The sequence below is a fragment of the Nocardioides montaniterrae genome (assembly GCF_054782655.1).
In genome coordinates this window covers 14,778-26,583 of sequence record NZ_BAAGSB010000004.1, presented here as the reverse complement: position 1 = coordinate 26,583, position 11,806 = coordinate 14,778, and the positions used below count along the sequence as shown (strand labels likewise).

The 11,806-nt window shown below is 70.3% G+C and carries 7 protein-coding genes; all 7 read right to left on the bottom strand.

From position 1 onward, the window contains the following. Positions 1-4 precede the first annotated feature (4 nt). A complete protein-coding gene (locus tag ACYVJ3_RS08060) occupies positions 5-2,113 on the bottom strand; it encodes a CHAP domain-containing protein (protein WP_460852293.1) in 2,109 nt (702 codons plus the stop codon). Positions 2,114-2,139: 26 nt separating this feature from the next. Further along, entirely contained in the window at positions 2,140-4,335 is a 2,196-nt protein-coding gene (locus ACYVJ3_RS08055; protein WP_460852291.1) for a CHAP domain-containing protein, read from the bottom strand. 176 nt (positions 4,336-4,511) lie between these two features. Continuing rightward, positions 4,512-6,611: a CHAP domain-containing protein gene (locus ACYVJ3_RS08050; RefSeq protein WP_460852289.1), complete on the bottom strand. Its 2,100-nt coding sequence runs from the start codon at positions 6,609-6,611 to the stop codon at positions 4,512-4,514. Between the two features lie 53 nt (positions 6,612-6,664). Beyond that, positions 6,665-9,103 (bottom strand): PKD domain-containing protein, encoded by a 2,439-nt coding sequence (locus ACYVJ3_RS08045; RefSeq protein ID WP_460852288.1) that lies wholly within the window; start codon positions 9,101-9,103, stop codon positions 6,665-6,667. 176 nt (positions 9,104-9,279) lie between these two features. Beyond that, positions 9,280-10,119, bottom strand: a complete 840-nt coding sequence (locus tag ACYVJ3_RS08040) for a helix-turn-helix transcriptional regulator (RefSeq protein WP_460852287.1) — start codon at positions 10,117-10,119, stop codon at positions 9,280-9,282. A 108-nt stretch (positions 10,120-10,227) separates the two neighbouring features. Then, positions 10,228-10,914 (bottom strand): nitroreductase, encoded by a 687-nt coding sequence (locus ACYVJ3_RS08035; RefSeq protein WP_460852285.1) that lies wholly within the window; start codon positions 10,912-10,914, stop codon positions 10,228-10,230. A gap of 99 nt (positions 10,915-11,013) precedes the next feature. Further along, a complete protein-coding gene (locus tag ACYVJ3_RS08030) occupies positions 11,014-11,685 on the bottom strand; it encodes a hypothetical protein (protein WP_460852284.1) in 672 nt (223 codons plus the stop codon). Positions 11,686-11,806 lie beyond the last annotated feature (121 nt).

The window sequence follows — 11,806 nt, the reverse complement described above, 5'->3', positions numbered from 1 at the left end:
GCTGTCAGCTGCGGCTGAGGCCGATACCGTCGATCTCGACGGGCTTCCCGTTGGTGAGGACGCGGAGGGTGACCGTTCCGGTCTGGAGGGTCACGACGGGCACGGTGACGATCTGTGCCTTCCTCGTCGTGGTGGCGTAGAGGTCGGCGGTGCCGATCTGGGTGCCGTTGAGGAAGACGCCGACCTTGCCGCAGGTCGGGCAGGTGGTGGCCACGACGGCGATGCGGCGGACTTGTGCGCCGGTTCGGCTGAGCTGCCGGCCCTGGACGCTGGTGGTCTTGAAGGTGCCGGCGAAGTAGCCGGTGCCGGTCTTCGCGGTCCAGCCGGTTCCGGTCAGCGCTCGGTCGTCAAGAGCGGTGGTGGTGCAGGGTCCGGACTTCCAGCCCGAGGTGTTGCCGGCATTGTCGCGGGCGCGGACCGAGAAGCAGTACGTCGTTCCTGCCGTCAGACCGGTCTTGGTGGCGGCGGCCGTGGTGAGGCCTTGCCAGGCGGCGGGGTACTGGTAGGCACCGAAGGACCCCGAGTAGGGCGCGGTGCGGTACCTCACGTCGTACGCCGCGACGCCGGAACCGGTGTCTGAACCCGACCAGTCGAGCTTCACGGTCGTGGACGTCCGGAAGTGCGGCAGCGAACCGATGGTGTTCACGTTCGGCGCCGTGAGGTCGGTCGCGCCGGGCGCGCAGCCGCCTCCGAGCGCGGCTGTGATGCAGGGTGAGGTCTGGCGCATCATGCCGAGCTGCCAATTCTTGTCGCCTCCCGAACCGACGGTCCAGAGGTCGCCGGTGTTGGCCTGGAACGCCGCTTGGAACCCTCCGCTGCCGAGGCCGGCGATGGCAGGGCTGGTTCGGGTCTTCATGCCGAGCTGCCAGTCCTTGTTGCCGGCCGCGCCGACCGTCCAGAGGCTGCCGGTGTTGGCTTGGAACGCCGCCTCGAATCCGCCGCCGGTGACGGCGGTGATCGACGGGGAGGTCGCCGGCGCCATGCCGAGCTGCCAGTCCTTGTTGCCGGCCGCGCCGACCGTCCAGAGGCTGCCGGTGTTGGCCTGGAACGCCACCTGGAATCCGCCGCCGGTGAGGGCGGCAACCGACGGGCTGGTGCCCCGCATCATCCCCAACCCCCAGTTCGTGGTGCCGGGAGTGCCCGTGGTGTAGAGGTTGCCGGTGTTGGCCTGGAACGCGACGACGTAGCCACCACCGGGAAGAGCGGCGATGCTGGGACTCGTACCCTGCATCATCCCGAGGTGCCAGTCGCCGTGGCTGTCGGATCCGACCGTCCACAGGTTGCCGGTGTTGGCCTGGAACGCGGCTTCGTAGCTTCCATTCGTCAGGCCGGCGATCGCTGGGCTCGTGTCCCGCATCATGCCGAGCTGCGCGTCCTTCGTGCCCGCGGCGCCGGCGACCCAGAGGCTGCCGGTGTTGGCCTGGAACGCCGACTCGTAGCCGCCTCCGCTGAGCCGGGCGACCGCCGGGCTGGTGCCGTCCTGCATGCCGAGGTGCCAGTCGCCGTGAGTCTCGGCCCCGACGGTCCAGAGGCTGCCGGTGTTGGCTTGGAACGCGGTCTCCCAGCTTCCGTCGGTCGGTGCTCCTCCGTCCTTGATGTGGATGAAGTGGTTGGGCCACCAGGTTCCGCCGGTGGTGATGCGGGTGGTCTTGGTGGTGCCGCCCCAGCCGTCCTGGCTGATGTCGATGTAGGAGGAGGTGACGGCGTCGACGATGGCGACGTGGCCTTCGGGTACGCCGGCGGCGGGGCCGGTGTTGCCTTCCCATTGGGCGACGGATCCGACGGCGGGGTTGTGGTCGACGGTGAAGCCCTTGGCAGCGGCGTTGTTGTCCCAGTCGGTGGCGTTGCCGAGGTTTCCGGGGTTCGCGGCGCCGGCTTGGGCGAGGCGGTATGCGGCGTAGTTGGTGCAGTTGTGGCCGCGGCTGTCGACGGGGTATCCCCAGGTGGATTGGCCGTGGTAGCCGGTCCAGGCGACGCAGTCGTAGCCGTAGTTGGGGCTGACGCAGGTGTTGGTCCAGCCGGTGTCGGCGTGCGCGGCCGGCGGCGTGACGAACGTCAGACCGACCGCCGCCAGCAGAGTGATGAGGAGCGTCCGGATCGAGAGAGACTTCATGATGTGGCTCCTGCCGTGGTGGGCGGTCACGGGATCTTGATCGACCGGGTGGCCGTGGAGGGCGCGATGCCGGCGCGGTAGCCGATCGCGTGGATGGTCAGGGTCGTGCCGCGGTCGGCGGCGACCACGGTGTGCTTGGCGGAGGTGGCACCGGTGATGGCCTTGCCGTTGCGGTACCAGCGGTAGCCGACCGACACGTCGCCGGGCAGCCAGCCTGCGCGGCTGGCGGAGAGGACCTTGCCGACCGCGGTGCTCCCGGTGATCGTCGGCTGCGCCGTGTTGAGCACGCGCTGCACCTGGGCGTTGAGCAGGATGCCGACGTCGTCGATCTCGGTCGTGCCGCCGCCCACGGCCGGGTAGAACTGCACTCGGACGGCGGTGTGTGCCTGCGTCGCGGTGACGCACGTCGACACGGGCGTCCAGTTGTTGAAGGTGCGGAGCTGGCGGTACGGCGTACTGCTGCCCTCGGCGTTGTTGGCGCCGATCACCCAGATCGCGAAGGATCCGGCGGCGCTGCCGCCGTACTGCGAGCGGACGTACGCCGACGCGCAGTAGGTGTCGCCGGGGTCGATGGTGCCCGCGACGTCCTGGTAGATGCCGCCGCCGGCCTGGCTGGTGTTGGTCGCGCCGTACCGGCTGCCGGAGCGTGGCTTCTCGGCCGCGTTGACCTGGCCGGCGCTGTAGGAGACGAAGTTGGTGCCGGGCTCGGTCGACCAGCCGCCGCTCTCGAAGCCGCCGCTCTGCACGGTCGACCGGGACACGTTCACGTCGTCGATCTCCGTCGTACCGCCGCCCACGGTTGGGTAGAACTGGATCCGTACGGCGCTGTGGGCCTGCGTCGCGGTCACGCAGGTCGAGATCGGGCGCCAGTTGTTGAGGGCGTGGACGCCGTTGTACGTCGCGGTGCCGCTCTCGGCGCTGTTCGTGCCGATGACCCAGAGGGCCAGGGTGCCGGAGGCCGTGCCGCCGTACTGCGAGCGGACGAACGCCGAGGCGCAGTAGGTGTCGCCCGGACCGATGCTCGCCGGCACGTCCTGGAAGATGCCGCCGCCGGCCTGGCTGGCGTTCGTGGCGCCGTACCGGCTGCCGGAGCGCGGCTTCTCGGCGGCGTTGACCTGGCCGGCGCTGTAGGAGACGAAGTTGGTGCCGGGCTCCGTCGACCAGCCGCCGCTCTCGAAGCCGCCGCCCCGCGCCATCGACCGGTTGACGCTCACGTCGTCGATCTCGGTCGTGCCGCCGTTGACCGCGGGATAGAGCTGCACGCGGACGTTGTCGTGGTCGCTCGTCGCGGTGACGCAGGTCGACACCGGCGTCCACCGGTCCAGGGTGGGCACCTTGGTGTAGCGGACCGAGCCGTTCTCGGCCGCGTTCGTGCCGGTCACCCAGAGCGCGAGCGCGCCGGAGGCGGTGTTGCCGTACTGCGAGCGCACGAAGGCGGACGCGCAGAACGTGTCGCCGGCGTGGATCGTCTGGGCGATGTCCTGGAAGATGCCGCCGCCGGACTGGCTGGTGTTGGTGGCGCCGTACCTGCTGCCGTCGCGGGCCTTCTCGTCCGACCTGAGCTGGCCCGAGGAGTAGGAGACGAAGTTGGTGCCCGGCTCGGTCGACCAGCCACCGCTCTCGAAGCCGCCGCCCTTGACCAGGTTGGTGCCCGGCGGGGCCGGGGGCGGGGGCGGCGGGGAGGTGGTGAGGTTCTTGGGGTGCAGGTACCCGGTGAGGTACGCCGTGGAGTGGTTGCCGATGCTGACCGGGTTGTTGTTGACGTCGGAGGACGTGTCCGGCGGGCCGTCATTGGTCGGCAGGCCTGCGTTGGCCTGGAGGACCTGGATGGTCGTGCTGTTCACGACGGACAGCACGATCGCGACGTGGCCGTTGCCGCCGGAGTTCGGGGAGCTGCTGTTCCAGATGGCGACATCGCCCTTGATCGGGCTGTAGCCGGAGCCGGCGGTGTGCTTGTCGTAGTAGGTCGACGAGGCCGCGTCGTAGATCGTGTAGGCGTTGCCGAAGCCTTGTGCGGGTGCTCCGGCGACGTCGCGATTGTAGTAGTCGAAGAGGTCGACGCACTGGGAGCCGTAGACGCCGTCGTAGTTGGGGAACTGGCCGTTCCACTGGTCGACGAAGGCGTCGACGGACTCGAGCGCGCTGGCCGACGGGGCGGTCGCTGTCAGTCCGGTCAGCAGCAGGGCGGCAGCGAGGAACCCACGGATGAGATGACGGAGCACGGTTCCCCCAGGAAGTCGGTTGTCCGGCGTCCCGAGTGGCCACGGCAGGTGAAGTCTTGCGGTGAGGACTGCCCGCCGACAGGTTGTTCACCGATCCGACAAGGAGACCCGGACAAACACGGGCCCTCTGCGGTGCTCGTGACCGAACACCACCGTGTGCGGCCGGCGCGCGGTGCCTACGTGCGGCTGATGCACCGGGCCGTCGACCACGCGCCCACGTTGCCAGACCGGTCGGTCGAACGGACCGAGAAGCAGTAGCGGTGATCGGCCACCAGGCCGAACGAGTGGCTGCGGGTGGCGGCGGCGATGGCGGTGGATCCGGACGGGACGTACCAGGGGCCGAGGGGCGACCCGATCTTCGCGGACTGCACACGGATCGTGGAGGAGCGCAGGCCCGTCCCCCAGTCGACGGCCGTCCACCTGACCGTGACGTTGCTCAGCGTGGTGGAGGTGGCCGTCGGTGCGACGAGCTGGGCGGTCGGCGACGTGGAGTCGACCTGGCCGCTCCACATGCGCGAGTCGTCGTATCCCCAGTCGAGGGCGGGTGAGGTGACCGTGGCGCCGAATCCAGTGGCCGTCGCCAGCGTGCACTGAGTGTGGCCGTCGCCGGTGTTGCCGACGACGCGGCAGTAGTCGGCGCGGTGGTCGCCGTTCACGTCCGCCCAGGTGCGGCCCGCGTCGTAGCCCCAGTCGACGACGCCGCTGGTCCAGGTGGCCCCGAAGCCGGTCGCGGTCGACAGGATGCAGGCCACGTGGGAGTCCTGGTTGTTGGTGTTCCCCACGCGGCGGCAGTAGTCGGCGCGGTGGTCGCCGTTGACGTCGGTCCACGTGCGACCCATGGCGTAGCCCCAGTCGAGCGCGGGGCTGGTGCGGGTGGCGCCGAAGCCGGTGGACGTCGTCAGGGTGCAGGACACGTAGGACTGCGGGTACGGCCCACCAACGACCCGGCAGTAGTCCGCCCGGTGATCGCCGTTGACGTCCGCCCAGGCTCGACCGGTGTCGTACCCCCAATCCAGGACGCCGCTGGTCCAGGTGGCGCCGAAGCCGGTCGCGGTCGACAGGGTGCAGGCCACGTGGGAGTCCTGGTTGTTGGTGTTCCCCACGCGGCGGCAGTAGTCGGCGCGGTGGTCGCCGTTGACGTCGACCCAGAACCGGCCGAGGGCGTAGCCCCAGTCGAGCACGGGGCTGGTGCGGGTGGCCCCGAAGCCGGTCGACGTCGCCAGTGTGCACTGGACGTGGCCGTCTCCGGTGTTGCCGACGACGCGGCAGAAGTCGGCGCGGTGGTCGCCGTTGACGTCGACCCACGCGCGCCCGAAGTCGTAGCCCCAGTCGACGACGCCGCTGGTCCAGGTGGCTCCGAAGCCGGTCGCGGTCGACAGGGTGCAGGCCACGTGGGAGTCCTGGTTGTTGTTGTTCCCCACCCGGCGGCAGAAGTCGGCGCGGCGGTCGCCGTTGACATCGACCCACGCGCGCCCGGTCCGGTACCCCCAGTCGAGCACGTCAGAGGTCCTGGTCACCCCGAAGCCGTTGCCCGCACCGAGGGTGCACTGCACGTGCGAGTCCTGGCCGTTGCCGTTCCCGACGAGGCGGCAGTAGTCGGCCGAGCCGTCGCCGCTGGAGGTCGTGGTGTCGGTCTGCGCCTGGGCGGCGATCTCCTCCGGGCAGCCTGCGAACTCGGACCATCCCGGGAGGTCCGGGCAGAGGTCGTTGCTGTCGGCCACCGCGTCCTGGTCACGGTCCGGCGGCGGGGGAGGGGTGTTGCCCGGGAGGTTCTTGGGGTGGAGGTAGCCGGTCAGGTTCGCTGTTCCGTGGTTGCCGATCGAGGCGGGTGAGTTGTTGACGCCGGCGTCGTTGGTGCCGCTGGAGTTGGCCTGGAAGACCTGCAGGGTCGTGGAGTTGACGACGCCGAGCACGATGGCGACGTGGCCGTTGCCGCCTGATCCAGCGGAATTGGTGTTCCAGACGGCGACGTCGCCCTTGACCGGCGTGTAGCCGGAGCCGGCCGGGTACTTGTCGTAGTAGTCCGCCGATGCGGCGCCGTACAGCTGGTAGGCGTTTCCCCAGGCGACCGGTGCGCCGACGACGTCGCGGTTGTAGTACTCGAACAGGTCGACGCACTGGGAGCCGTACTGGCCGTCGTAGTCGGGGAACTGGCCGTTCCGCCGGCTGACGAAGGCGTCGACGGATTCCAGTGCACTGGCCGCCGGGACCGTTGTCGTCAGGCCTGCGAGAAGCAGGGTGGCCGCGAGGAGCGCGCGGATGAGGTGACGGAGCACTGTTCCCCCAGGAAGGTCGGTTGTTGCGGCGTCCGGAGCGGACGGCCGAGTACTCAGCAGTTGGGTACGGCGGTGTCGACCCACGGGGTTCCCGACAGCGACCCGGAGGTGGCCCCGTTGTTGTAGAACGCGTCGGCGCTGGCGTAGTAGCTGCCGTTCCACGGCGAAGCCGCTATGCGGTACCACCAGGTGTTGCCGTCGGCGACCTGGAACCCCTGCAGCTTGCAGGCGATCGCGACGGTCTGCTGGCTGGCGATCTGCGGGCCTTCGGTACCGCCCGCATTCGAGTAGTTGGTCCAGGTGTGGGTGACGCTGCCGGTGGTCTCGTTGTACGTCGTACCGCCTCCGCCGCCACCCCCACCACTGGAGCACGCCGGCACGGCGCCGTCGACGAACGGCGTGCCTCGCAGCGATCCGGAGGTGGCGCCGTTGTTGTAGAACGCGTCGGCGCTGACGTAGTAGCTGCTGGACCAGGGGGACGACGCGATGCGGTACCAGGACGTGTTGCCGTCGGACACCCCGAACCCCGTGACGACACAGGCGATCTGGACGGACTGCCCCGCTGCGATCTCGGGACCCTCCGTGCCACCCGCGTTCGAGTAGTTGGTCCAGGTGTGGGCGACACTGCCGGCGGTCTCCGTCCACGTGCTGCCGTCGGTGGGCGTCGGGTTGGAGGGAGGCGTGGTCGGCGTACCGGCGGAACCGGCGGACGTTCCGCAGTCCGGCACTGCCGTGTCGACGTACGGCGTCCCGTGCAGCGATCCGGACGTCTGCCCGTTGTTGTAGAAGCCGTCGGCGCTCCCGTAGTACGCGCCGTTCCATGGCGACGATGCGACGAGGTACCACCAGTTGTTGCCGTCGCTGACCTGGAGACCGTGGGTCTTGCAGACGACCCCTACGGTCCGGTAGCTCGGAATGTCGGCGCCCTGGCTGCCGCCGCCGCTGGCGTAGTCGGTCCAGGTCTGCACCGCACTACCGGTCGTCTCGGGGGTCGAGGGTCCGACGTACGGCGGAGCCGATGGAGTCGATCCGCCTCCGGTGGAGGTCGGCGTGGGGTAGCCGCCGCCGACCGCGGAGCCGGATCCGCCCCCCGAGGTGGTGGTCGCGGTCGACCAGCACGTGTCGAAGAACGTCGTCGGGTAGAAGTCGCCGCTGTAGATCGTCTTCGACCCGGACAGGAAGATGGCGTCGTAGTAGATCGACGCGTCGACCTGGATCTTGCCGGTGGCACGCAGGCACGACGTGCCGGGCTGCTCGGTGCTGGTGAGGTCGATGACCGGGCCGACGCTCGCCTTGATGCCGGCGGCGTGGGCCACGGAGAGGTCGACGGTGATGCCGGCCTTCACCGTCAGCTCGGCCTGGCCCTTGAGGTCGGCTGAGACGGCGCTCTTGAACGCGGCGGTCGTCGAGCTGCCGGCAGGGCTGCGGACGAAGCCGAAGAAGACGCGCGGCGACCACGTGGCCGAGGCGGTGACCGAGGCGTTCGCGTCGATGTCGAGGTACGGCGAGATGGTCACGATGACCGCTCCGGCCGAGACGACCGGGATCTCGAATCCGCCGGACAGGCTGCAGTGCACCGCGCCCGACAGGGTCAGGGTCCCCGTGATCACCGGCCGGAAGGCGATGTTCGCGGAGATGACGCGGGAGTTGAGGTCGATCTCCGGCTCGACGTGGGTCTGGCTGGCGTCGACCGTGATGCTGGTCGTCGCGCTCGCTCCGCCCGAGCAGGTGAAGGGCAGCGCGGAGGTGCGCATGGCCCGCTTGGTCACCGAGCCGTCAGGCGCCGTGCGGGTCGCGACGACGCGAGCGGGCAGCGAGACGCCGTGGCTGCTGCGGAAGGTGCTGTAGATCTCGCGAAGCGAGGCGTCGTGACCGGTGACGATCCGGCGCCCGGTGCTGGGCGCGACCGTTGCCGACTCGACGACGAGCCCCAGCCCGCGCGGGTCGAGCGTGCCCCGGCCGATCAGGAGGACCTGGCCGGCCTGGGGCAGCGGGGTCCCCGAGGTGAGGGCGACGCGCTCACGCTTGATGCTCAGCGGGGTCACGGAGAGCACCGAGCTGTAGGCGACGCGGCGGGTGTGGCTCGCGAGCCGGCTGGTGGTCGGCCGGTTCACGACCGCGAAGGCGTGGGCGCGCGAGACCGTTCCGCGTGTGTCGGTGAGGGTCGCGACCACGCGGTACACGCCCGGCTTCGCATAAGCGTGGGCCACCGGCTTCAGGCTCGTACGCCGGACCGCGTGCCCGTCGCCGAAGCTGACCTTGACCTGACGGACGTGGGCGTTCCGTGCGATCCGGGTGCCGATGAACCCGACCGTGGTGGCCTTCCCGACCAGACCGTTGTGCAGGATCTCGGTCGCGGCGCGCGAGGGCAGCACGGTCGATCGCGCGGCCGCAGGTGCCGCCCCGGCGGTCGAGATGCCGGCCATCCCGGCGGTCGCCATGGCGACAGAGACGAGGACCGCGAGCCGGGAGATGGTTCGACGAGGGGACATGACTGCTCCAGGTGGTGACCCCGAGCGCGTCGTTGGTGGTGGCCGCGAGTGATCGCGTGGGCAGAGTGTGGCGGGTGGAGGAGCTCGTCGGCAGCCGGATCAGGGAACCGAGCCGTCGCGCCCCGACAAACACGGGACCTTGCCGGTGGGCGTGGCCGAACACGACCGCCCGCAGCTCAGGCCCAGTCCCACCCGAGGGCGTAGTCCTTGTCGAGCTCCGGGCGGAGGAAGCGGGCGCTGCAGCCGTGGCTGGCCACGCGGACGCGCTGGCACGCGGGGTCGCTCGCCGGCAGGTCGACGTACTCCTCGAGCGGGCCGAAGCGCCACGCGGTGGCGGCGCGGTGCGGTCCGTGGAAGGCCAGGTTGATCCGGACCTCCTTGGTCGGGATCGTCACGCGGAAGGTGACGTACGTGCCGGGCTCGGGGTCGCGCTCGACCCACGAGCGGATCGCGAACTCGTGGCGTTGGCCGATGCGCAGCGGACGGTCGAACTCGAACCGTCGCCAGTACAGGGTGTGGCCGGCCTCCTCGAGCTTGCTGGTCGTCAGCCGCCCGCCCCAGAGCGCCTCCTGGTCGACGCGGAAGCCCTCGGAGCTGGTGTGTCCGGTCTGGAGGCCGAAGTACGACGCCCCGCCCTCGAGCGCCTTCACCTTGCGGACCTCGATGATCTCGACCGGGCTGCGTGACTCCTCGAAGACGTAGGTGTAGGCCACCGACTCGATCTCGAACGGGCCGCCCGAATGCGGCGTCGCCCACTCACCGTCGGCCGCGGTCTCCGCGTTGCGGGCGGCCAGGTCCGCGCGCGCCTGCTCGTACGCCGACCGCAGGTGCTCGATCCACGCCGGGTGCGCCAGCAGCAGGGCGTCCCACAGACGCTCGCTCGGCGTCTCGTGCCCGCGCTCGACGTTCGCAAGGGTCGACCGGCCGATCCCGAGTGCTTCGGCGAGGTCGACCTGTCGTAGGCCGGCTTCTCCGCGTAGTTCGCGAAGCCGGCTCCCAAAGGCCAACTTCCCCACGCATCGGATCATGGCGCACCGGTGTGCGGACCGTATCGATGTCCATGCGGATGTTTGCCCGCAGGCATCGGATGCGCCGGATGTTTGCCGGACGAGGCCCCGATCGGGTCAGCCGGGCAGCCCGCTGACGACGTCCTCGACGTCCGCCCGCTCGGTGCGGAAGGCGTTGACGGGCGCCTCGGGGTCGGCGTACCCGAAGGAGACGGCGCAGACCACGTCACGGTCCTCGGGCACGTCGAGGTGGGCGCGGACCGCGTCGGCGTACATCGCGACGGCGGCCTGGGCGATCGTGCTGATGCCCAGGCTCGTCGCGGCGGTGAGCAGCGTGGAGACGTAGCCACCGCAGTCGACGGCGCCGTACGTCCCGAGCGCCCGTGGGGTCGTGATCACGGCGACGTGCGGGGCGTCGAAGAACCGGAAGTTGCGCAGCATCTGGAACAGCCGGCCCTCCTTGTCCTCGCGGGCGACGCCGACGGCGTCGTACAGCTGGAAGCCGCAGGTACGGCGGCGCTCGTCGTAGATGCCTTCGTACGCCGCGGGCCCGGCGATGTCCGGAGCCTGGGCACCGCTCACGACGCGGTCGGTGAGCACCTTGGCGAAGGCCGCTGCGTCGTCGCCGGAGAGCAGGTGCACCTGCCAGGCCTGGGAGTTGCACCACGAGGCGGTGCGCTGCGCCATCGCGAACATCCGGCGGATCTCGGCGTCCGGAACCGGGTTGGGCAGGAACGCCCGGCAGCTGTGGCGGTCGTCCAGGATGCCCTGGAGGACCTCGGCGCGGTCGGTCGATCCGGTCATGGGCAGCATCCTGGCACCGCGATGCCGCCACAGGTGTCTCGGGTCACCCGCGGCGGCGGGACTGATGCCGGTCCTGCACCGGGGTGCAGGACCTGGGGGTCAGTCGATCGCGGTGCCGGACTCGGCCTCGTCGACCTCGGGGTCGGCGAGGAGGTAGCGGGCCATGCGGCCGTCCCGGCTGTGGGTGGCGGTGTGGACCGGCTCGGGAAGCATCCGCCCCTCGGCGGTGTCCCAGAACCGATCCACTCCTCGTGCGACCCGTCGCGCGACGCGGCCGGCGAGGCCACGGTGCGGCAGGTAGGGGTGTGGACGGCTCGGCGCGTGCGTCTCACCGGTGTAGAGGCGTTGCGCGAGGTTGCGGCGTACGTCGGGGTCGGCGGCGAGACGCGCGACCATCGACTCCTCCAGGCCGAACCAGGCCTCCAGCTCGTCGTGGACCTCTCCCCACACCGAGGTCCACGGCCGCCGGATGCTGTACGTCGATCCGTACAGCTTGCCCTTCGCCTGCGCCATCGCTGCCTCCAGTCGGCGGCTCTGGCGGGCGAACTCACGTGCCAGCTGTCGACCCTCGGGCATCTGCCGTGCGACCGCGGGAAGCAGCACGGCGTTGGCCGCCGCCACGTGCCGACTGGTGCTGGCCAGGAACCGATCCGTCGCAGGGAAGCGGTCACGAGGCCGGTTCGGCGTCGGGTGGCAGGTGCGGGCGTGCGCGAGTCGCGCAGAGAGCACCTCGTGGGTCAGTTCGACGTTGGAAGTGAGTTCGTCACGCATGGTCCGAGTCCGTTCACTACCCCCACTTGCCACTATGCGCCTTCGGTGGTGACGCCGCAAGGGCTGGCGGAGCGGCGTACGACGAAGGCCCGGCCGCTCACGAGGAGCGACCGGGCCTTCG